Origin of the sequence: Pseudomonas sp., from assembly GCF_017744435.1 — a bacterium.
Taxonomy (GTDB): domain Bacteria; phylum Pseudomonadota; class Gammaproteobacteria; order Pseudomonadales; family Pseudomonadaceae; genus Aquipseudomonas.
Map to the genome: position 1 here is coordinate 98,099 of NZ_JAGIBG010000009.1, position 21,580 is coordinate 119,678.

Below are 21,580 nucleotides of genomic sequence, written 5' to 3' on the forward strand. Positions count from 1 at the left end.
TCGAGCTCGCTGTTCAGGTTGAACCGGAAATTTTACCACAGGCATCATTTTCGGCACGCATCCATGGCAACAACATGACCAGGCCTACTGGCAGCCAGCTGACGAACCATTCCGCCCGCGGCGTCGCCGTGAGACTGGCAGCATCGAACTGCATGGCCAGGGTCGAGTAGATCCAGAGGCAGAGCAGAATCTTGCCAAAGACAGTGTGACGGGCACGAACGATCTCCCCCAGGGTGAACAGCCACACGGCAATCCACAGCAGCATCCCGGGCAACCCGAGCTCTACCGCAACATGCGTGAACATGTTGTGGGTGTGATCAAACAGCTGGCCGGCGGCCTCTACCTTGTAGTAGGCGCCCAGCCCCAGCCCGCCCCATGGGTGCTCACTGATCATATGCAACGTCGAGCGGAAAATTTCAGGACGGAAGGACGAGCCGCGTTCGGCGATCAGATCATACACGGCGTAAAGGGCCAGCCCTGTGCTCACCATTGCGAGGAGCGCGAAGAGCTGGCTGTGCCGGTTACGGAACCACAGGGGTGCCAGTATCACGGGGATGACCAGTGCCAGCGCCGCGCCACGGCTCTGGCTCAAGGCAACAAAAGCGGCCAGGCAGGCCAGTGCCAACAACCACCCCAGGCGCAAGACATGCTGTCGCGGCAGATCGTACAGCAGCAGCAAAGCCGCTATGCCGACCACATAGGCGCCAAGAATCGGGTGCGAGATCTCGCCGATACCTTCCAGACGTGCAACCAGCGGTATGGCCTGGAGGCCATAGAACCTGACAATCGAGATCAGTGCGGCAACCGCCAGCAATGCAGACCCTATCCGTAACAACTGGCGAATACGGGCCGTCCCCAATTGCCCTAAAATTGGGAACGCCAGCAAGAACACCAGAATGTAAAGCAGCCGCTTGCCTTCACGCGCATATTCTTCGTTGTTTGACCAGGCCATACTCAGCGCACTCCAGGCCAAAAACAACGCCAACGCCCCCCAAAGCGCGGGCTGACGCCGCCAGGCATCAAGCAGAATTCGTCTCGCCGACCATGCCATTGCCAAAGTAGGCAGCCACATGAACAAGATCATGCCTTGCTGATACAGCTTGTTGCTTGGAGCCAAGGCAATGGCCGCCAGGAACCAGATCAATCCAAAGGCCAACCAGGCCTTGGCCCAGTTCTTCTGATACAACATCCATTCTCCCCGGTAACGCGAAATGACACCAGACATGGTGCAACAGCTTTATTTTCGGCATTATTGCCAGTCATTTTGCTTGCCAGACGACAAGGCCCTATACATGCAGTGCTCCCGCCTCTCCCAGGTCGACTTCGATCAGCTGACACTTGGAGCCCAGGTGCTAGAGGCAGATAGCCATGGCGCCAAAGTTTACCTGCTTGGGGATGGAAATTTCCTCAAGGTATTTCGTAGGAAGCGTCTAATTTCATCTGCGTTGCTTCGACCGTACTCGCAACGCTTCGTCGACAACGCCGCGCGCTTGCAGCAACTCGGGATTCCCACGCTCGAAGTGATCAGCCAGCACAAACTGGATGTGCCAGGCAGAACAGCAGTGCTATACCGCCCGCTGCCAGGGCGTACACTGCTGCAGTTATCACGCGACGACGGGTTCAGTTGGACCACCTACCTGCCACGGCTGATCGAACTGATCCGCCGACTGCATCGCAATGGCGTGTACTTCCGCTCACTGCACCTGGGAAATGTAGTCGAAACACCTGATCGACACCTTGGACTGATCGATGTGGCAGACATGCGCTTCCTGCGCCCGCCACTGTCTGCACGGATGATCAGGCGCAATGTTCAGCACATGGTGCGTTACATCGAGCGGGAAAACCTGGGTGACCAATTCCCGCTCGCCGACTTCGAGGCCGCTCTGCTGGCGCGCTGACGTCAGCCACGCAGCAGTTTCTGCGACCCATCGCAGAACGCCTGCCATGCCGCCTCGGGTGCCAGCGCCTGGCGCTGACGGGCGGCCATGGCCTGAGCGCCGGGGGCATCGCAGCGTTCGATTGCCTGGGCCCAGGCTTCGACGTCGCCAACCGGCAGGTAGCAACCCGCCTCTCGCAACTGCTCATGAAACACGGGCAGGTCGCTGCAGATCACCGGCAGATCCGCCATCACGGCTTCCTGCACCACAAGGCCCAGGCCCTCGGCCCGCGACGGCACCAGCAGCCAGTCAAACGCCCGGTAGAGTTCCTGCAAGTCATCGTGGTGGCCGCACAACATCACTCGTCCAGCCAACCCCAGGGCATCAATTCGCGCCTGCAAGTTGGCGCGCAGAGGGCCTTCACCGACAATCGCCAGGCGCATGTCCGGCCGGCTGACTGCCCCCTTGGCGAATGCCTCGATGAGCATCTCGAAACCTTTGCTTTCTACCAGCCGCCCTACTGCTCCAAGCACCTGACCAGAGGCTTGGGGCAATGCCAGCGCCTGGCGAGCCTGCTCACGAATGAGCAGCGGCCTGGCGAAAGCCTGCGGGTCGAATGCCATGCGCAGCGCCTGCACAGGACGGCCAATATCCTGCTCAAGCGAGCGTGCCAAGGTCTGCGAGACTGCGGCGATGCTCAGTCGCTCGGGAGGCAACCGGCTCAACAAATGCACATCCCTGGCATTCAGCCGGGTACTGCCATGGAACAGCACTTTTACCCGCACTCCCGGGATTAGCTGCAACACCGGCAATACCAGACGTGCAACCCCGATGCCGTCAAGCAGGATTACATCAGCCCGGGCTTGTTGCAGCGCTTTTCGCAGACGCAGGCGCTGCCAGGGCAGCAATAGACGCCAGAGGCTTCTGCCCTTCAACACACGCGGCGACATGTGCCATACGCGGGTAGGACCCCGGCCATGACACAACTCACCGCCTAGCAACAACCAGTTACTAATAGAGGCATCGGCCCCCGCCTGCGCCAGCACCTGTTGGTGGACCTTGTGGATGGACATGTACGGCGAACCGCCTGCCCACATCATGTTGACAATATTCATGGGGATAGCGCCCCTCTCCCGCGCAAGCCAGGTGGGACTGCAGCTTCAATTAACAAGAGTCGGATTTCCCATGCAGGTAAGGGCGCCCATAACCAGCCTCATTGCCAGCCTCACCCGACATGGCGTCGGGAAGGCGCCCTCTCTCCAGCATAGGCTGGAAATGCTGGGCAGTACCGCTGCCCCTTGGACGCCCCTGGCAAGACGGGTGAGTGCCTGGAGTCACCATGAAACCCTCAGCGAACGCGGTCATCGGAGATGATGATCAGAAGCCGAGCTTCAGGCGCAGGCGCTGCCATGCAGACAGCGGCGGCTGAGGCCTGAGAGCCGGGCGCATATGCTCGACGATGCTCCGTCCCACTGCAGCGAAACTGAAACGCGACACTGCCAGTTCGCGACCATTTTCAGCAATCTGCTGCGCCAGCGCAGGGTTTTCGCGCAAGGTGCGCAACTTCGCCTGCAGCGTCGGAATGTTGTCATAGAACACGACGTTGACCATGTCCTGCAGCCCCAGCGCGCGATTCTCGGCTTCGCCCTGATCGTAAGCCAGCAGCACACAGCCACAGGCCATGGCTTCGAAGTTCTTGATCATGTACTCGCCCATGCCAACGTCGGCGCTGACAAAAAACTGAATACGGTTCAGCGTATTGCAGTAATCCTCGCCCGACTTGGTGCGGGTCACCACCAGGTTTTCGACCTGCCCCAGTTCGTCCAGCAGCGCCTTGCGCCCGCTGTAGGCGACACTGTTGGTGCTGCCGACGAAGGCCAGTTCGATATCGCGCTCACGGCCCTGGTCGGCCAGCAGTTGTTCATCGTAGCCTTTGGGCACGAAGACCGCGTCGAAGCCCTCCTGGCGCAGGCGTTCGCTGACCATGTAGCCCGAGCTGATCACGCGCGCCCACGGCAGCTTGCGGTAATGCGCGCTGAACTTGCCGGTGTACTTGCAAGGGATGTAGTTCTGGTAGGCGTCGTGCTCGAGAATGACCAGGTTCGGCACCGTGCGGATGAAGGCCGCCTGGCGGATCTCTTGCTTGAAGCGCAGGAAGAAGACGATGCGGTCATAGCGCTCGACCTGCACTTCACGCTTGAAGTAACGGCGCAGGTTGCGCTGGTCTTCGCTGGTCAGCCAGCGCAGGTCGCATTCGCAATTGGCCGCGACGCCGTCGTACAGGCGATCGAGGATCGCGCGCTGTTCCTTCTGTACCAGAAATAGGACTTTCATTGCTTTCCTTGGGCGCTCTGCGCCATCGCGGTCGGGTTTACAGCTCACGCCGCCAGAACAACTCATGCCGGCGCACGGCCTTGCGGAAGAACTCGTTCTCCCCGTAAGGCGACGGGCGGCGCCCCGCCAGCCAGCGCTGCAGCCAGCGACGCAGGCGGCGCTTGAACGGTGCCGCCGGCTGCAGGTCGTGCATCATGCCCAAGGCCATGGCCTTGTCACGCTGGGTTGCAACATCCAGCAGCAACGTGCACGGCGCCCAGGCCTGGTCGGCGCTCAGCTGCGGCGGCAAGGCCACACCATCGCCGCTGTCGCCCATTGGCCAGCGGTCGTTGTCATGCAGATGGTTGGCGTAGCACAGCAGCGTCTGCGGCTGCCAGGCCAAGCCCTGCAGGGCCTCCATGACAGCCGCCTGGGCGCAGACATGGTCGGGGTGCGGGTCAAGTTGCGGATGCGGCATGACCAGCACTTCAGGCCTGGCCATTTCCAGCAGTGCCTGCAGGTCGGCCAGCAGGTTGTGCCAGGTTGGTGCACCATCGCGGTCGGCCGGCAGCGGGAACGGGTTGAACTGCCTGAACGGGCGGATATCGGCCATGTCCGCTTCGCGGGACGCAGCAGGCTGATCAGGGGCGGCCTGCATGGCAGGCAGTTGCAGGCAGAAATACCCCAACTGCACGCAGCGCGACTCAGGTACGCCAGCCCAACGTGGCACGGCGATGCTGTCCCAGGCGCGCAGGCGGCCCTTCAAGCGGGCGGCCTCCGACTTGCCCAGGCCCATCTGCTGATAGTGCTCGGCCTCGATCTCGCCTGCAGTCAGGGTCACCACCCACGTCTCGTCGGCCTGGCTGTACAAGCCATAAGCCGCCAGCTCGGCATCATCGGCATGCGGTGCGATAACCATTACGCGGCGGCGCTGAAGCTCGACACCAGGGGTTATCCACAGGCGTGGTTCACCCAGCAATCGGCAATACCTGCCCCGCAAGCGCAGCGTGCCGGCCTGCAGAGCTTCAGCCAGCCCGGTGAGGTTGAGGAAACGCAGTCCATCAACACCGCGCTCGAAGGTTTGCCGATCAGTGCATTCGGTACCGTGCAACTCGACCCGCGGATCGAAGAAGCGCCCCAGCCAACCACTTTTGACCCGCACTTCAAGTACCAGGGTTTCATCACCCTGCAATGCTGCGTTCACCTTGAGCAGCCCATCGCGCAGCACAACTGGCGCTTCATGGCTCAGCTCGCCGAAGCGGTAGGCGTAGTCCTCGCCAGGCGCATAGAACAGGTGATCGGCGAACCAGGCTTCGTGAGCCGCCCAGAGCAGCGGCAGCAGCAACAGCGGCAGCCACCACCAGGTGAAGATACCCAGCGCCACCAGCACGACCAGGCTGGCGAGCAAGCCCAGGCGCTTGTTGCGCCGATGGCGCTTGAGCAACTGCTGCTTGCGACTCACGCCTGGAACACCGGCACAGGGTTGCACCAGCGGTCCTTGTATTCACGGTCGGCACGGCCGAACGAGAAACGCAGAGGCTTGTTGCGGCCACGGGCATCTTCCCAGGCCGCCTGGGTATTGAGGAAGCTCAGCACGCTACCCGGGCTGAAGGCCTTGGTTTCCGGGTCGACACCGCCGTTGATGTATTCGACGCTGATCCACTCGGGCGCTTCGACGCGATACACCAGCTGGATGGCGATGGGCTTGTCGTCGAGCATCAGCACCGAGCCGATCAGCAGCTCGCGCAGGCGCTCCAGCACATCGGCCATGCGCTCGGCACCGGTGGCCGGGAAGCCCCAGCGGCGCTGGAACAGGTCGCAGTACATGACTGCAATCTGCTGCGCGCTGAAGTCGCCGATCGGGCGCACCACCCCGCCCGCCTCTTCCAGCAGGCGCAATTCGCGGCGCTGGTTGTAGCGGAATTTCTTCGACAGGTCTTCGGGGGTGCGGGCCATGGCCAGCTGCTCCTTCTGTACCTTGAGGCCGCTGAAACGGCCCTGGTTCAGCTCGGACAGGTAGCGTGCGGCGTGGCGCAATGGTGCGCCGGCGTCAGCCGCCGCCGGCAGGATGAGCTCGGCATTGCCAAGGTCGAACAGGGCCTTCTTGCCAGCACGCTTGAGCACGTCCTTGGACAACGCCAGGTGACGCCCCCAGGTCGGGATGGCGGCTTTGAGTTCGCCCGCCTGGTACCAGCCCAGGTAGCGCACCGGAATCTGCGCCAGATCGGCCAGTTGCTCGACCACCAACGGGTGCGTCGCGACGCTGCCGCCAAAACGTGCCCACGCCTGCGCGTAGGTCGGCGCATCGATGGCCTGCCAACCGCGCTCGCGGAAGGCCTGGATATGATTGAGCATCAAGCCTTCCCCACCAGCGCACGAACCTGTGGCAACTGCCAGAACGCCTCGCGCACGGCCTGGTCGGAGAAACGCTCGTGCAGCCGCCGCAGCATGTGCGCGGCGCAGGCTTCAAGCTGCTGCTCATCCAGCGCGGCCATGTGCTTGAGGCCTTGCGCCAGTTGCCCGGCATCGGCCAGCGGGAACAGCACGCCAACCCCCTCCACCACCTCACGCGCACCGCCGCAGGCCGTGGCCAGCACGGGCACGCCGGCGACCATGGCCTCGAGCAGGACCATGCCGAACGGCTCATGGTCGGAGCTCAAGGCAAACACATCGAAGGCCTGAAAATAGCGACGGGCATCCGGCACCTGGCCAAGGAAGTCCACCTGCGCGGCAATGCCCAACTCGGCAGCCTGAGCCTTGAGCTTCGCCTCCAGGCGGCCCTTGCCCAGGATTGCCAGGCGTGCGCCGGCTGGCAGGCCGGGCAACGCTTCGGCAAAGCCACGCAGCAAGGTTGCCTGATCCTTGTCAGGGTGCAGGCGACCGACATTGCCGACCAGCCATGCCTGGGCATCCAGGCCCAACGCCGCACGGGCCTCGGCACGGGGCACCAGGGCAGCTTGCAGGGCGTCGATATCGATACGGTTGTACAGCGTCTGGATACGCTCGGCCGGCCACTGCGGCAGGCAGCGGCGCATGTCGTCACGCACCGCATCCGACACGCCCAGCAGGCTCAGGCGCTTGCTGAACAGGTTGGCGAACAGACGCCGGCCCTTGCGCTCATAGTCGCCGAATGCATGGTGCACGCCGATCACCGGCAAGCCGGTACCCAGCAGCGCGACATAGATCGGCTTGAAACGGTGAGCGATGCAGAAGCTGAAATTGCGTTCGGCCGCGATGCGCCGCAGGGCACGAATTGCGCCGAGCTTCAGGCCACGCACGGCCTTGGAGCTGAATTCGAGAAACAGCACCTCGTCCGACGCGCAACCTGCCGCAACCTGCGGGTCGGCGGCGCCGGTGAGGAACACGGTGGTGACCTTGTAGCCGCTGCCCTGGAACAGGCTGGCGTACTGACGGGCACAATCGAGGAACGGCCCGTCATAGCCATGGCAGAACTGCAGGATCCGCGTTTCAGAGCGGCTGGTCATAGGCGGCTGCGCCGTCCTTCACGACCAGGATGTCTTCCATGATCAGGTACTGCAGGTCCGAACCGAAGAACATGTTCAGCGCATCGGTCGGCGAGCAGATCATCGGCTCGCCACGGCGGTTCAGCGAGGTGTTCAGCGACACGCCGTTGCCGGTCAGGTCTTCCAGCGCCTTCATCATGTCGTAGTAGCGCGGGTTGTATTCGCGCTTGAGCACCTGGGCACGCGAGGTACCGTCCTCGTGGACCACTTCCGGCACCCGGGTCTTCCACTCTTCAGCCACTTCGAAGGTGAAGGTCATGAACGGTGCCGGGTGGTCGACCTTGATCATCTGCGGAGCAACCGTGTCGAGCATCGACGGGCAGAAAGGTCTCCAGCGTTCGCGGAACTTGATCTGCTCGTTGATGCGGTTGGCCACGCCCGGCACGCTCGGGCAGCCGATGATCGAACGACCACCCAGGGCACGCGGGCCAAACTCCATGCGGCCCTGGAACCAGGCCACCGGGTTGCCCTCGACCATGATCTTGGCGATGCGCTGCGGCATGTCGTCGAGCTTGCGCCACTTCGGCGCGTTCGGGTGACGGGCGCAGGCGGCGATCACGTCTTCGTTGGAGTACGACGGGCCGAGGTAGACGTGTTCCATCTTCTCGACCGGCACGCCACGGGCGTGGGAAACGTAGGCCGCAGCACCGACAGCGGTTCCGGCGTCGCCGGAGGCCGGCTGGACGAACAGTTCCTTGACGTCGGAACGGGCGATGATCTTCTGGTTGAGCTTGACGTTCAGCGCGCAGCCGCCAGCGAAGGCCAGCTTGCCGGTTTCACGCAGGGTGTCGCCCAGGTAGTGGTCGATCATCTGCAGGGCGATCTTCTCGAACAACGCCTGCATGCTGGCCGCATAGTGAATGTACGGCTCGTCGGCGATGTCGCCTTCGCGCTTGGGGCCCAGCCATTCGATCAGCTTCGGTGAGAAGTAGAAGCCCTTGCCCTTCTCTTTATGGCGACGCAGGCCGATGACGTTGGCGTACTCGGTGTTGATCACCAGTTCGCCGTTCTCGAAGCTGGCCAGGCGGGAGAAGTCGTATTTGCTGGCGTCGCCGTACGGCGCCATGCCCATGACCTTGAACTCGCCGTCGAGCATCTCGAAACCGAGGAATTCGGTGATCGCGCCGTACAGGCCACCCAGCGAGTCCGGATCGAAGAATTCCTTGATCTTGTGGATCTTGCCGTTTTCGCCATAACCGAAGAAGGTGGTGGCGTACTCACCCTTGCCGTCGATGCCGAGGATCGCGGTCTTTTCCTTGAAGCCCGAGCAGTGGTAGGCGCTGGAAGCGTGGGCCAGGTGATGCTCGACCGGTTCGATCTTGATCTTCTTCGGGTCGAAGCCCAGCTGCTCCAGGCACCAGACGATCTTCTTGCGGTAGCGCTTGTAGCGACGGTTACCCATCAGGATCGCGTCGAGGGCGCGGTCCGGGGCGTACCAGTAACGCTTGGCGTAGTGCCAGCGGGCCTTGCCGAACAGGCTGATCGGGGCGAACGGAATGGCCACCACGTCAACGTCGGACGGCTTGATGCCGGCTTGCTCCAGGCAGAATTTCGCCGACTCGTAGGGCATGCGGTTCTTCGCATGCTTGTCACGCACGAAGCGCTCTTCTTCGGCGGCGGCAATCAGTTTGCCGTCGATGTACAGGGCCGCGGAAGGGTCATGGCTAAGGGCGCCGGACAGGCCAAGAATCGTCAATGCCAAGGGATTAGCCTCTTCATTCGGTAGAGATGCGCCAGCGGCCTCATGGGCGGGTGGCGGCTAAAGGGCGAGATTATAACGCAAACAATGAGGGAGACACTGCATTAACCTGTGGGAACGGGCTACCCCGCGAAGCAGGCGCCGCGGCACATGGCACCGGCTTTGCCGGTGTTCGCGGGCGAGCCCGCTCCCACAAGGGACTTGTAGCGCCTGGTTACTCGGCGATCAGCCAGTCCATGCGGAAGCTGCCAGCCGTCTGTGCCAGCTCCTTGGCCAGCCACGGCAGCAGCTCGCGCAGCTCCTCTTCCAGCCCCCACGGCGGGTTGGCAATGGCCAAACCCGAACCATTGAGGCCCTGCGGGCTGTCCTGATGATGCACATACAGCTCGACCCGCAGCAGTTTCGGCGCGCCGGTGCTGGTCAGGTCCTGGTAGAAGCGGGTCAGCGAGCGCTGGTCCTTGATCGGGTACCAGATGGCCGCGACGGTCTGGCGCATGCGGCCGATCGCCTCTTTCATCGAATTGGTGCAGCGCTTGAGCTCGTCAGCCTGCTCGAACGGCGGGTCGATCAGCATGATCGCGCGCTTTTCCTGCACGGGCAGCAAGGCACGTGGCACATGCCAGCCTTCGCCCAGGTGCACGACCACACGCGGGTCCTTCTTCATGTTCTCTTTGAGCAGCGGACCGTCTTCCGGGTGCTTCTCATTGAGCAGCGCACGGTCCTGCTGGCGCATCAGGCGACGCGCCAGCTCGGGCGAACCCGGGTAGTAGCGCAGCTCACCATCGGCATTCAGGCGCTTGATGATGCGCAGGTAGTCCGCAGCCATCGCCGGCAGGTCATCGCGGTTCCACAGGCGGGCGACGCCTTCCAGGTACTCGCCGGTGCGGGTCGCCTGATCGCCTTGCAAGTCGTACAGACCGAGGCCGGCATGGGTGTCGATGTAGGCGAACGGCTGCTCCTTGCGCGACATCAGGGCGATGAGGCGGGTCAGCACGATATGTTTGAGGACGTCGGCGTGGTTGCCGGCATGGAAGGCGTGACGATAGTTCATGGCAACTCCTGCGGGGGTGGCAAGTTTACCTCGTAAGACGGGTGCAGTCAGGTATGTCGGTCACTTTCAAGGCTAGCCAACCATTGCAGCCGCCATCTTCACAGGCAGCCATTCCTTGTTCTTCCACGCAGGTCGACAACCAACAATGGTGCCTCCACTCACCAAGGAGCACTTCACATGAAAGCTTCCATCCAGTTTGACAACACCATGGCACCCCTGCTGCACGGCGACCTCGGCATCGCCAATGCGCCCTACACCGCCATACTTGAAATCAAGAAGCCCGACGGCAGCGTTGACAACCTGGCAGTGCCAAGCTCGGCTGGCACAACCTGGTCGATGACGCTGGGCGAATATGCCCCCGGAGCTTACGAGGCGCTGATCCGCCCAAGGGAAGCCAACGCATTCGAAGCAACCCGATTGAAGTTCTCGCTGTAAGCAGCCGTCACTAAAAACGCAAGCGGCCCGAACAATCAGATTGTTCGGGCCGCTCGCGTTTAACGGGCCAATGTCAGCGCCAACCACGGCTGCTGGCATAAGCGTTACTTGTCAGCGTGATACGCCGCATCTGCAGTCTCGAAACGCTGCACCATCACCTGCGACGGGCTGCCCAGCTTGCTCACCAGAATGATGGCGATGCTGGCGAACAGGAAGCCAGGGATGATTTCGTACAGGCCGAGGGTGTCGAAGTTCTTCCACAGGATCACGGTCAGCGCACCCACCACGATACCGGCCAGCGCGCCGTTACGGGTCATGCCTTTCCACAGCACCGAAATCAGCACCACCGGGCCGAACGCAGCACCGAAACCGGCCCAGGCGTAGGCCACCAGGCCCAGCACACGGTTTTCCGGGTTGGCCGCCATGGCAATGGCGATCAGGGCCACGGCCAGCACCATCAGGCGGCCGACCCACACCAGCTCGCCCTGCGAAGCGTTCTTGCGCAGGAAGGCCTTGTAGAAGTCTTCGGTCAAAGCGCTGGAGCAGACCAGCAGCTGGCAGCTCAGGGTACTCATCACCGCCGCCAGGATGGCCGACAGCAGTACACCGGCGATCCACGGGTTGAACAGGATCTTGGCCAGTTCGATAAACACGCGCTCATGGTTCTCGGTGACCGGGCCGGCCAGGTCAGGGTGCGCCGAGAAGTAGGCGATACCGAAGAAGCCCACGGCGCAGGTACCGGCCAGGCACAGGATCATCCAGGTCATGGAGATGCGACGCGCCTTGGCGATCGACTTGACCGAGTCGGCGGCCATGAAGCGCGCCAGGATGTGCGGCTGGCCGAAGTATCCCAGCCCCCAGCCCATCAGCGAAATGATGCCGATGAAGGTTGCACCCTTGAACATGTCAAAGTGCGCAGGGTTCTGCGCCTCGATGGCCAGGAAGGTGGTGTCGAAGCCACCCGTCGAGATCAGCACGATGATCGGCGTGAGGATCAGGGCGAAGATCATCAGCGAGGCCTGCACGGTGTCAGTCCAGCTGACCGCCAGGAAACCACCGATGAAGGTGTAGGCGATGGTTGCCGCAGCACCGGCCCACAGGGCGGTTTCATACGACATGCCGAAGGTGCTCTCGAACAGGCGCGCACCTGCGACGATGCCAGAGGCGCAATAGATGGTGAAGAACACCAGGATGACGATCGCCGAGATGATCCGCAGCAAACCGCTGTGGTCTTCGAAGCGGCTCGAGAAGTAGTCCGGCAGGGTCAGCGCATCGCCGTTGTGCTCGGTCTGCACGCGCAGACGGCCAGCGACGAACAGCCAGTTCAGGTAAGCGCCTACGGTCAGGCCGATGGCGATCCAGGCTTCGGAAAGGCCGGAGAAGTAGATGGCACCCGGCAGGCCCATCAGCAGCCAGCCGCTCATGTCGGAAGCACCGGCGGAGAGTGCGGTGACCACGCTACCCAGGCTGCGACCGCCGAGGATGTAGTCGGAAAGGTTCTTGGTGGAGCGATAGGCTGCGAAACCGATCAGCACCATTGCCGCGATGTAGATCACGAAGGTGATCGTTAGTGGATTGCCCATGCGTGTGCCCTGGCGTTTGTTTTTATCTCATGCACAACCCTCTTCACGACGGTTGCACCCAGGCGGCGAATGCTATGCAACAACGCAAAGTCGGTGCAACCACTTTTCATTTGCCAGTTGCACCCAGACGTGCATTTTCAGAAAAACCCTGTTTTTTGCTTCATTTCGGAGCAAAAACCTCGTTTCTAATAAGAAACCGCGCTGTAAAAGTTCCTTTTCGAGCTATAGGAAATGCCACCAGACGAGTTGCACCTTTTCTTCATAAATTTAGGGTTGCACCTGGTTGCACCCGAAATCACCTACAGCTAATCTTGGCGCCAGCTTAAGCCACAACCGTGGCAATAATGAGGATAAGAAATTGGCGACGACCACCCTTGGGGTCAAACTTGACGACCCGACCCGTGAGCGACTCAAGGCAGCTGCGCAGTCCATCGACCGCACGCCGCACTGGTTGATCAAGCAAGCGATCTTCAATTACCTGGAGAAGCTCGAGGGTGGCGCCACCCTGACCGAACTCAACGGTCACGCCAACAACCTGGCCGACGACGCTGGCGAAGTCCAGCCAGACCACGCCCACCAGTGCTTCCTCGAATTTGCCGAGAGCATCCTGCCGCAGTCGGTACTGCGTTCGGCGATCACCGCCGCCTACCGCCGCCCCGAGCAGGAAGTCGTACCGATGCTGCTGGAGCAGGCACGCCTGAGCGCTCCACTGGCCGAAGCCACCAACAAGCTGGCTGCTGGCATCGCCGAAAAACTGCGTAATCAGAAGAGTGCTGGCGGCCGTGCCGGCATCGTCCAGGGCCTGCTGCAGGAGTTTTCCCTGTCGTCCCAGGAAGGCGTGGCACTGATGTGCCTGGCCGAAGCCCTGCTGCGCATCCCCGACAAAGGTACCCGCGACGCCCTGATCCGCGACAAGATCAGCAACGGCAATTGGCAGCCACACCTGGGCAACAGCCCGTCGCTGTTCGTCAACGCCGCCACCTGGGGCCTGCTGCTGACCGGCAAGCTGGTCTCCACCCATAACGAAGCCGGCCTCACCTCCTCGCTCACCCGCATCATCGGCAAGAGTGGCGAGCCGATGATCCGCAAGGGCGTCGACATGGCCATGCGCCTGATGGGCGAGCAGTTCGTCACCGGCGAAACCATCGCCGAAGCACTGGCCAACGCCAGCCGCTTCGAAGCCAAAGGCTTCCGTTATTCCTACGACATGCTCGGCGAAGCCGCACTGACCGAACATGACGCGCAGAAGTACCTCGCCTCCTACGAGCAGGCGATCCACTCGATCGGCAAGGCTTCCCACGGCCGCGGCATCTATGAAGGCCCCGGCATCTCGATCAAGCTGTCGGCCCTGCACCCACGCTACAGCCGCGCCCAGTACGAGCGAGTGATGGAGGAGCTGTACCCGCGCCTGCTGTCGCTGACCCTGCTGGCCAAGCAATATGACATCGGCCTGAACATCGACGCCGAAGAGGCCGACCGCCTGGAGCTGTCCCTCGACCTGCTCGAGCGTCTGTGCTTCGAGCCGGCCCTGGCGGGCTGGAACGGTATCGGCTTCGTCATCCAGGCCTACCAGAAGCGCTGCCCTTACGTGATCGACTACGTCATCGACCTGGCCAAGCGCAGCCGCCACCGCCTGATGATCCGCCTGGTGAAAGGCGCCTATTGGGACAGCGAGATCAAGCGCGCCCAGGTCGAAGGCCTGGAAGGCTACCCGGTGTATACCCGCAAGGTGTACACCGACGTGTCCTACGTGGCCTGTGCCCGCAAGCTGCTGGCCGTGCCGGAAGCCATCTACCCGCAGTTCGCTACCCACAACGCCCACACCTTGTCGGCCATCTACCACATCGCCGGCCAGAACTATTACCCGGGCCAGTACGAATTCCAGTGCCTGCACGGCATGGGCGAGCCGCTGTACGAGCAAGTGGTGGGCAAGGTTTCCGAAGGCAAGCTGAACCGTCCGTGCCGCGTTTACGCGCCGGTCGGCACTCACGAAACCCTGCTGGCCTACCTGGTTCGCCGCCTGCTGGAAAACGGCGCCAACACCTCGTTCGTCAACCGCATCGCCGACCACTCGATTTCCATCCAGGAGCTGGTCGCCGACCCGGTTTCCAGCATCGAGCGCATGGGCACCCAGGAAGGCAGCATCGGCCTGCCACACCCACGCATTCCACTGCCTCGCGACCTGTATGGCAGCGAGCGGGCCAACTCGGCCGGTATCGACATGGCCAACGAACACCGCCTGGCGTCGCTGTCCTGCGCCATGCTGGCAACGGCCAACAACGACTGGAAAGCCACCCCGCTGCTGGCCTGCGCCGCCAGTGAAGCGGCAGCCGTGCCGGTACTGAACCCGGCGGACCACCGCGACGTGGTCGGCCACGTGCAGGAAGCCTCTGTCGCCGACGTCGACAATGCCATCCAGTGCGCACTGAACGCCGCGCCAATCTGGCAGGCCACCCCGCCAGCCGAGCGTGCCGCGATCCTTGAGCGCACTGCCGACCTGATGGAAGCCGAAATCCAGCCGCTGATGGGCCTGCTCATCCGCGAAGCTGGCAAGACCTTCGCCAACGCCATCGCCGAAGTGCGTGAAGCGGTGGACTTCCTGCGCTACTACGCGGTGCAGGCACGCAACGACTTCAGCAACGACGCCCACCGCCCCCTGGGCCCGGTGGTGTGCATCAGCCCGTGGAACTTCCCGCTGGCGATCTTCTCCGGCCAGGTGGCCGCTGCCCTCGCGGCTGGCAACCCGGTGCTGGCCAAGCCCGCCGAGCAGACGCCACTGATCGCAGCCCAGGCTGTGCGCCTGCTGCTGGAAGCCGGTATTCCCGAAGGCGTTCTGCAACTGCTGCCGGGCCGCGGCGAAACCGTCGGTGCTGGCCTGGTCGGTGACGAACGCGTCAAAGGCGTGATGTTCACCGGCTCCACCGAAGTTGCCCGCCTGCTGCAGCGCAATGTCGCTGGCCGCCTGGACAACCAGGGCCGCCCGATCCCGCTGATCGCCGAAACCGGTGGCCAGAACGCCATGATCGTCGACTCCTCGGCACTGACCGAGCAGGTGGTGATCGACGTGGTGTCCTCGGCCTTCGACAGCGCCGGCCAGCGTTGCTCGGCCCTGCGCGTGCTGTGCCTGCAGGAAGACTCCGCCGACCGCGTGATCGAAATGCTCAAGGGCGCCATGGCCGAAAGCCGCCTGGGCTGCCCGGACCGCCTGGCCGTGGACATCGGCCCGGTGATCGACGCCGAAGCCAAGGCCGGTATCGAGAAGCACATCCAGGGCATGCGCGAGAAAGGCCGCACGGTCTATCAAGTCGCAATCGCCGATACGGCCGAGATCAAGCGTGGCACCTTCGTGATGCCAACCCTGATCGAGCTGGACAGCTTCGACGAACTGAAGCGTGAAATCTTCGGCCCGGTGCTGCACGTGGTGCGCTACAACCGCCGCAACCTGGACCAGCTGATCGAGCAGATCAACGCTTCCGGCTACGGCCTGACCCTCGGCGTGCACACCCGCATCGACGAGACCATCGCCAAGGTGGTGGAAACCGCCAATGCCGGCAACATGTACGTCAACCGCAACATCGTTGGCGCCGTGGTAGGCGTGCAGCCGTTCGGGGGTGAAGGCCTGTCCGGCACCGGCCCGAAAGCAGGCGGCCCGCTGTACCTGTACCGCCTGCTGTCGACCCGCCCGGCCGACGCGATTGGCCGCCACTTCCAGCAGCAGGATGGCGAAGGCCAGCCGGACCGTGCCCTGCACGACCAGCTGATCAAGCCGCTGCACACGCTCAAGGCCTGGGCCGAGAGCAACCAGCAAGCAGACCTGGCCGCCCTGTGCAGCCAGTTCGCCGGCCAGTCGCAGTGCGGCATCGCCCGCCTGCTGCCCGGCCCGACTGGCGAGCGCAACACCTACACCATCCTGCCGCGCGAGCACGTGCTGTGCCTGGCAGACAACGAAGCCGACCTGCTGGCGCAGTTCGCTGCCGTGCTGGCGGTGGGCAGCTCGGCGGTGTGGGCTGACGCAGAACCTGGCAAGGCCCTGCGCAGCCGACTGCCGCGTGAGCTGCAGGCCAAGGTCAAGCTGGTGGCGGACTGGAACAAGGACGAAGTGGCGTTCGACGCCGTGATCCACCATGGCGATTCCGACCAGCTGCGCGGCGTGTGCCAGCAGGTGGCCAAGCGCGCTGGCGCGATCGTCGGTGTGCATGGGCTGTCCAGCGGCGACCACCAGATTGCCCTGGAGCGCCTGGTGATCGAGCGGGCGGTGAGTGTGAACACTGCTGCGGCGGGCGGTAACGCCAGCCTGATGACCATTGGCTGACGCCAAGGGTCGTTGATGAAAAAGGAGAGCTTCGGCTCTCCTTTCTTTTTTGGGGTGCATGCCTTCTAAACCCATATCACCCAAACCTATTAACCTCCCCTCCCTCATTCCAACTCCATAGACTCGCAGCATCCCGCCTCAGGACCGCCACCATGCCCGAGACTCTGCTCAGCCCCCGCAACCTCGCCTTCGAACTCTACGAAGTCCTCGACGCCGAAGCCCTGACCCAGCGCCCGCGCTTCGCCGAGCACAGCCGCGAAACCTTCGACGCAGCCCTGGCCACCGCGCGCACCATCGCCGAGAAGTTCTTCGCCCCGCACAACCGCAAGGCCGACGAAAACGAGCCGCGCTACGTGGACGGCCGCGCCGAGCTGATCCCCGAGGTGAAGCCTGCCGTCGACGCCTTCCTCGAAGCCGGTTTCCTCAACGCCAATCGCGACTTCGAAGTCGGCGGCATGCAGCTGCCCAGCCTGGTCTCGCAAGCCTGCTTCGCCCACTTCCAGGCGGCCAACGCCGGCACCACGGCCTACCCGTTCCTGACCATGGGCGCGGCCAACCTGATCGAAAGCTTTGGCACCGAGGAACAGAAGCGCCTGTACCTGCAGCCGATGATCGAAGGCCGCTACTTCGGCACCATGGCGCTGACCGAGCCCCACGCAGGATCGTCGCTGGCCGATATCCGCACCCGCGCCGAACCCGCTGGCGATGGCGCTTACCGGCTCAAGGGCAACAAGATCTTCATCTCTGGCGGCGACCACGAGCTGTCGGAAAACATCGTGCACATGGTGCTGGCCAAGCTGCCGGACGCACCGCCCGGCGTTAAGGGCATTTCGCTGTTCATCGTGCCGAAGTACCTGGTCAACCAAGACGGCAGCCGTGGCCCGCGCAACGACGTGCTGCTGGCCGGGCTGTTCCACAAGATGGGCTGGCGCGGCACCACCTCCACCGCACTGAACTTTGGCGACAACGGCCAATGCGTCGGCTACCTGGTCGGCCAGCCGCATCAGGGCCTGGCGTGCATGTTCCAGATGATGAACGAGGCGCGCATCGGCGTCGGCATGGGTGCAGTGATGCTCGGCTACGCAGGCTATCTGTACTCGCTGGAATACGCCCGCCAGCGGCCGCAGGGCCGCCTGGTGGACAACAAGGATCCGCAGAGCCCGGCCGTGCCGATCATCGGGCACACCGATGTAAAACGCATGCTGCTGGCGCAGAAGGCCTATGTGGAAGGTGCCTTCGACCTGGGCCTGTACGCAGCGCGCCTGTTCGACGACACCCATACCGCCAGCGACGAAAGCGCCCGCAAGCAGGCCCAGGAACTGCTCGACCTGCTGACTCCGATCGTCAAGTCCTGGCCTTCGAGCTTCTGCCTCAAGGCCAACGAACTGGCAATCCAGATTCTCGGCGGCCACGGCTATACCCGCGAGTACCCGGTGGAGCAGTACTACCGTGACAACCGCCTGAACCCGATCCACGAAGGCACCGAAGGCATCCAGTCCCTTGACCTGCTGGGCCGCAAGCTGGCGCAGAACAACGGTGCCGGCCTCAAGCAGCTGATTCGCTTGATCGCCGCCACTGCCGAACGCGCCAGCCATCACCCAGGCCTGGACACCCTGCGCCAGCCGCTGGAGCAACTGGTCAACCGGCTGCAATCGGTTACCCTGGCGCTGCTTGGCGATCTGGCCCAGGGCAAGGTGGCTGGCGCCCTGGCCAATTCCGCCCTGTACCTCAAGGTCTTCGGCCACTGCGTGATCGGCTGGCGCTGGCTGGAACAGGCCATCCACGCCGAGCTTGGCGTGCTCGACGGCAGTCCCGCCGACCGCGACTTCTACCTTGGCAAGCGCCAGGCCGCGCGTTATTTCCTGACCTGGGAAATCCCCGCCTGCCATAATGACCTGGCATTGCTCGAGGCACGCGACGACACCTGCCTCACCATGCAAGACGGGTGGTTCTAGGGGGAGCCACCGTGAAAACGGAGGCTTCCAGATGTTCGATTCCAGCGCCCTGCTGCGCCAGCGCTTTGCTGCGCTGCGCAGTACGGCCGAGTTGTTTTCCCTGCGCCATGTGAAACAGTCGCACCAGGCGCTTTCGGTTCGCCGCAATGTGGCCGAGCCGCCCGTCTTCAGCCACGACGAGGGCGCCATGCTCACGGTGCGGGTCAATGGCGTGGAGGCCTATGCGGCCACCGCCGATCTGTCACAGGCCGGCCTGCAACGGGCACTGGAACAGGCCGAGGCACTGGCGCGACAGATCGCCCCTTACAGCCTGCTCGACCTGAGCAAGCAGCCGGCGACCAGCGCCCGCCACGACCACATCTCACCCAACTTCGACCAGCCGCTACCGAGCCTGGCCGACTGCCTTGGCCTGCTCGCCGCCGAATCGGCCAGCGTGCCCAAGGACAGCCGCCTGGTGGACTGGCAAGCCAGCCTGGGCCTGAGCCTGGTCGAGCAGACCTACCTGAACTCGGCTGGCGCCGAACTGCGCCATGCCCAGCGCTTCCTGTTCCCGGGCCTGAGTGTCACCGCCAGCGACGGCCAGGACAGCCAGAGCCGCAGCCTGGGCCGCGACAACTTCGGCCAGCAAGGTGGCTTCGAAATTGTCGAGCGTTGTGGCCTGGTCGGCGCTGCGCGCCAGGTCGCCGACCAGGCGCTGCAGTTGCTGCTGGCGCCGAACACCCCCAGCGGCGCGCGTGACCTGCTGTTGATGCCCGATCAGATGATGCTGCAGATTCATGAATCCATCGGCCACCCGCTGGAGATGGACCGCATTCTGGGTGATGAGCGCAACTACGCTGGCACCAGCTTCGTCAAGGCCAGCGACTTCGGCCACCTGCAATACGGCTCCGAATTGCTCAATGTGACCTTCGACCCGACCATCGGCGAAGAGCTGGCCAGCTACAGCTTCGATGATGACGGCAGCGCCGCCAGCAAGCAGTTCCTGATCCGCGACGGCCTGCTGGTGCGCCCGCTGGGCGGCGCGCTGTCGCAGTTCCGTTCAGGCCTGGATGGCGTTGCCAACAGCCGTGCCTGCGGCTGGAACCGCGCACCGATCGACCGCATGGCCAACCTCAATATCGAGCCGGGCGACCAATCTCTGGATCAGCTGATCCAGGGTATCGAGCACGGCATCCTGATGCGCACCAACCGCTCCTGGTCCATCGACGATGCGCGCAACAAGTTCCAGTTCGGCTGTGAATGGGGCCAACTGATCGAAAACGGCGAACTCAAGGGCATCGTCAAGAACCCCAACTACCGCGGTATCTCCGCGCAGTTCTGGCGCAACCTCGCGGCGGTCGGCGACCGCAGCACCTTCCAGGTTCTGGGCACACCCAACTGCGGCAAGGGCGAGCCCAACCAGGTGGTGCGGGTCGGGCATGCTTCGCCCGCCTGCGTGTTCCGCCAGATCGACGTTTTCGGAGGAGACGCCTGATGAAACATGTTTTCGAAGCCCTGATCGCGGATGTGCGCCAGGCCCTGCAGGCCGACGAGCAATTCACCCTCGGCTACAGTGCCGAGCAGTCGCAATTCGTGCGTTTCAACCACGCCAAGGTGCGCCAGGCTGGCGAGGTAAGCCAGGCCAGCGCGCAACTGCGGTTGATCCGCGATGGCCGCCAGGCGGAACAGCAGTTGACCCTGAGTGGCGACGCGCAACTTGACCGGCAACGCCTGATCGCTGCCCTGGAGCAGTTGCGCCAGACCCTGCCATTGCTGGCCGTCGATCCGTACCTGCGCCTGGACGAAAGCGCATGGCACAGCCACAGCCAGCAAGAGCAGCCGTTGCCCGCACTGAACGAAGTGCTGGCCCTGCTCGAACGCGAGGCCGGCGACCTGGACCTGGTCGGCATCTATGCCGCCGGCCCGATCTGCCGGGGCTTCGCCAGCTCGTTCGGGGCCATTGGCTGGCACCAGGCCAACAGCTTCAACGTCGACTGGAGCCTGTTCCACGAGAACGGCGAGGCGGTGAAGGCCAACTATGCCGGCCAGCGCTGGAGCGCCGAAGACTTCACTGCCCGCCTGCGCCTGGCACGGCAACAGCTGGGTTTCCTCGGCCGCCCAGCAGTAACCCTCAAGCCCGGCAGCTACCGCGCTTACCTGGCACCTGCGGCCATGGACGAAATCGCCGGCATGCTCTGCTGGGGTGGTTTCTCCGCACAGGCCCTGGTCACCGGCAACAGTGCCCTGCAGCGCCTGTACAACGGTGATGCGCAACTGCACCCGATGGTCAGTTTCAGCGAGCAGGTCAGCGGCTCACTGAGCCCGGCATTCTCCGACGAGGGCTCACCGCGCCTGGATGTGCCGTTGATCCAGCAGGGTAAGGCGATGCAACGGCTGGTCTGTGCCCGCAGTGCCGCCGAGTTCGAGTTGCGGGCCAATGGCGCCGACAGCTACGAGTCGCCGTGCGCACTGAGCCTGGCGCCGGGCGACTTGCCCAGCGAGCAGATTCTTGAGCGGCTCGGGACCGGGCTGTACATCAGCAACCTGTGGTACCTGAACTACTCTGACCTGCCAGCGGCGCGCATGACCGGGCTGACCCGCTTTGCCACCTTCTGGGTGGAAAACGGACAGATCCAGGGGCCGGTGAGCACCATGCGCTTCGATGACAGTCTGTACAGCCTGCTCGGCAGCCAACTGGAAGATCTGACCCGCGAGCGCGAGATGATCCTGTCGACCAGCACCTATGGGCAGCGCAGTACCGGGTCGAGTCATCTGCCGGGGGCGCTGGTCAAGGGCCTGACCCTGACATTGTGATAGGCATTTCCGGCCTCTTCGCGGCTAAAGCCGCTCCC

At 63.4% G+C, this 21,580-nt stretch carries 15 protein-coding genes; 6 read left to right on the forward strand and 9 right to left on the reverse strand.

Annotated features, from left to right (window positions below; translation table 11 throughout):
- Nucleotides 1-13 precede the first annotated feature (13 nt).
- Nucleotides 14-1,189 carry an O-antigen ligase family protein gene (locus J7573_RS09115; RefSeq protein WP_294333273.1) on the reverse strand — a complete coding sequence of 392 codons (1,176 nt, stop codon included), beginning with the start codon at nucleotides 1,187-1,189 and terminating at the stop codon, nucleotides 14-16.
- Nucleotides 1,190-1,292: 103 nt separating this feature from the next.
- On the opposite strand from J7573_RS09115, the gene J7573_RS09120 reads away from it, so the two are divergent.
- Nucleotides 1,293-1,898: a toluene tolerance protein gene (locus J7573_RS09120; RefSeq protein ID WP_294333276.1), complete on the forward strand. Its 606-nt coding sequence runs from the start codon at nucleotides 1,293-1,295 to the stop codon at nucleotides 1,896-1,898.
- A gap of 2 nt (nucleotides 1,899-1,900) precedes the next feature.
- Here J7573_RS09120 and J7573_RS09125 read toward each other — a convergent pair whose 3' ends face one another.
- The 7 genes from J7573_RS09125 to rlmJ all read right to left on the reverse strand — a co-directional run bounded on the left by J7573_RS09125 (nucleotide 1,901) and on the right by rlmJ (nucleotide 10,464).
- On the reverse strand, nucleotides 1,901-2,992 hold the full coding sequence (locus tag J7573_RS09125; RefSeq protein WP_294333223.1) for a glycosyltransferase: 1,092 nt from the start codon (nucleotides 2,990-2,992) through the stop codon (nucleotides 1,901-1,903).
- 262 nt (nucleotides 2,993-3,254) lie between these two features.
- Nucleotides 3,255-4,211 carry a glycosyltransferase gene (locus tag J7573_RS09130; protein WP_294333225.1) on the reverse strand — a complete coding sequence of 319 codons (957 nt, stop codon included), beginning with the start codon at nucleotides 4,209-4,211 and terminating at the stop codon, nucleotides 3,255-3,257.
- 37 nt (nucleotides 4,212-4,248) lie between these two features.
- Nucleotides 4,249-5,652, reverse strand: a complete 1,404-nt coding sequence (locus J7573_RS09135) for a PIG-L family deacetylase (RefSeq protein ID WP_294333227.1) — start codon at nucleotides 5,650-5,652, stop codon at nucleotides 4,249-4,251.
- A complete protein-coding gene (locus J7573_RS09140) occupies nucleotides 5,649-6,545 on the reverse strand; it encodes an antimicrobial resistance protein Mig-14 (RefSeq protein ID WP_294333230.1) in 897 nt (298 codons plus the stop codon). Before J7573_RS09140 ends, J7573_RS09135 begins: the two co-directional genes overlap by 4 nt.
- The gene (locus tag J7573_RS09145; RefSeq protein ID WP_294333233.1) at nucleotides 6,545-7,675 is read right to left on the reverse strand and encodes a glycosyltransferase; all 1,131 of its coding nucleotides are present in this window, start codon (nucleotides 7,673-7,675) and stop codon (nucleotides 6,545-6,547) included. The genes J7573_RS09140 and J7573_RS09145 overlap by 1 nt, the downstream gene beginning before the upstream one ends.
- The gene (locus J7573_RS09150; protein WP_028631880.1) at nucleotides 7,659-9,416 is read right to left on the reverse strand and encodes a carbamoyltransferase; all 1,758 of its coding nucleotides are present in this window, start codon (nucleotides 9,414-9,416) and stop codon (nucleotides 7,659-7,661) included. The genes J7573_RS09145 and J7573_RS09150 overlap by 17 nt, the downstream gene beginning before the upstream one ends.
- A gap of 211 nt (nucleotides 9,417-9,627) precedes the next feature.
- Nucleotides 9,628-10,464: a 23S rRNA (adenine(2030)-N(6))-methyltransferase RlmJ gene (gene rlmJ / locus J7573_RS09155; RefSeq protein WP_159412362.1), complete on the reverse strand. Its 837-nt coding sequence runs from the start codon at nucleotides 10,462-10,464 to the stop codon at nucleotides 9,628-9,630.
- Nucleotides 10,465-10,641: 177 nt separating this feature from the next.
- On the opposite strand from rlmJ, the gene J7573_RS09160 reads away from it, so the two are divergent.
- Nucleotides 10,642-10,899: a hypothetical protein gene (locus J7573_RS09160; protein ID WP_294333246.1), complete on the forward strand. Its 258-nt coding sequence runs from the start codon at nucleotides 10,642-10,644 to the stop codon at nucleotides 10,897-10,899.
- A 104-nt stretch (nucleotides 10,900-11,003) separates the two neighbouring features.
- Here the strand turns inward: J7573_RS09160 and putP are convergent, their stop codons facing one another.
- Nucleotides 11,004-12,482 (reverse strand): sodium/proline symporter PutP, encoded by a 1,479-nt coding sequence (putP, locus tag J7573_RS09165; RefSeq protein ID WP_294333249.1) that lies wholly within the window; start codon nucleotides 12,480-12,482, stop codon nucleotides 11,004-11,006.
- 358 nt (nucleotides 12,483-12,840) lie between these two features.
- On the opposite strand from putP, the gene putA reads away from it, so the two are divergent.
- The 4 genes from putA (at nucleotide 12,841) to J7573_RS09185 (ending at nucleotide 21,542) form a co-directional block, all read left to right on the forward strand.
- Entirely contained in the window at nucleotides 12,841-16,794 is a 3,954-nt protein-coding gene (gene putA, locus J7573_RS09170; protein WP_294333251.1) for a trifunctional transcriptional regulator/proline dehydrogenase/L-glutamate gamma-semialdehyde dehydrogenase, read from the forward strand.
- A gap of 152 nt (nucleotides 16,795-16,946) precedes the next feature.
- Nucleotides 16,947-18,749: an acyl-CoA dehydrogenase gene (locus J7573_RS09175; protein ID WP_294333254.1), complete on the forward strand. Its 1,803-nt coding sequence runs from the start codon at nucleotides 16,947-16,949 to the stop codon at nucleotides 18,747-18,749.
- A gap of 31 nt (nucleotides 18,750-18,780) precedes the next feature.
- The gene (locus tag J7573_RS09180; RefSeq protein WP_294333257.1) at nucleotides 18,781-20,223 is read left to right on the forward strand and encodes a TldD/PmbA family protein; all 1,443 of its coding nucleotides are present in this window, start codon (nucleotides 18,781-18,783) and stop codon (nucleotides 20,221-20,223) included.
- Nucleotides 20,223-21,542, forward strand: coding sequence for a TldD/PmbA family protein (locus J7573_RS09185; RefSeq protein WP_294333261.1), 1,320 nt, complete (start codon nucleotides 20,223-20,225; stop codon nucleotides 21,540-21,542). The genes J7573_RS09180 and J7573_RS09185 overlap by 1 nt, the downstream gene beginning before the upstream one ends.
- The last annotated feature ends 38 nt before the right edge of the window (nucleotides 21,543-21,580 follow it).

Coding starts and splice junctions, on each gene's coding strand:
- J7573_RS09160 (WP_294333246.1), top strand. CDS start 10,642: ATGAAAGCTTCCATCCAGTTTGACAACACCATGGCACCCCTGCTGCAC.
- J7573_RS09185 (WP_294333261.1), top strand. CDS start 20,223: ATGAAACATGTTTTCGAAGCCCTGATCGCGGATGTGCGCCAGGCCCTG.
- J7573_RS09115 (WP_294333273.1), bottom strand. CDS start 1,189: ATGTTGTATCAGAAGAACTGGGCCAAGGCCTGGTTGGCCTTTGGATTG.
- J7573_RS09125 (WP_294333223.1), bottom strand. CDS start 2,992: ATGAATATTGTCAACATGATGTGGGCAGGCGGTTCGCCGTACATGTCC.
- J7573_RS09130 (WP_294333225.1), bottom strand. CDS start 4,211: ATGAAAGTCCTATTTCTGGTACAGAAGGAACAGCGCGCGATCCTCGAT.
- J7573_RS09145 (WP_294333233.1), bottom strand. CDS start 7,675: ATGACCAGCCGCTCTGAAACGCGGATCCTGCAGTTCTGCCATGGCTAT.
- putP (WP_294333249.1), bottom strand. CDS start 12,482: ATGGGCAATCCACTAACGATCACCTTCGTGATCTACATCGCGGCAATG.
- J7573_RS09140 (WP_294333230.1), bottom strand. CDS start 6,545: ATGCTCAATCATATCCAGGCCTTCCGCGAGCGCGGTTGGCAGGCCATC.
- J7573_RS09180 (WP_294333257.1), top strand. CDS start 18,781: ATGTTCGATTCCAGCGCCCTGCTGCGCCAGCGCTTTGCTGCGCTGCGC.
- J7573_RS09175 (WP_294333254.1), top strand. CDS start 16,947: ATGCCCGAGACTCTGCTCAGCCCCCGCAACCTCGCCTTCGAACTCTAC.
- J7573_RS09120 (WP_294333276.1), top strand. CDS start 1,293: ATGCAGTGCTCCCGCCTCTCCCAGGTCGACTTCGATCAGCTGACACTT.
- rlmJ (WP_159412362.1), bottom strand. CDS start 10,464: ATGAACTATCGTCACGCCTTCCATGCCGGCAACCACGCCGACGTCCTC.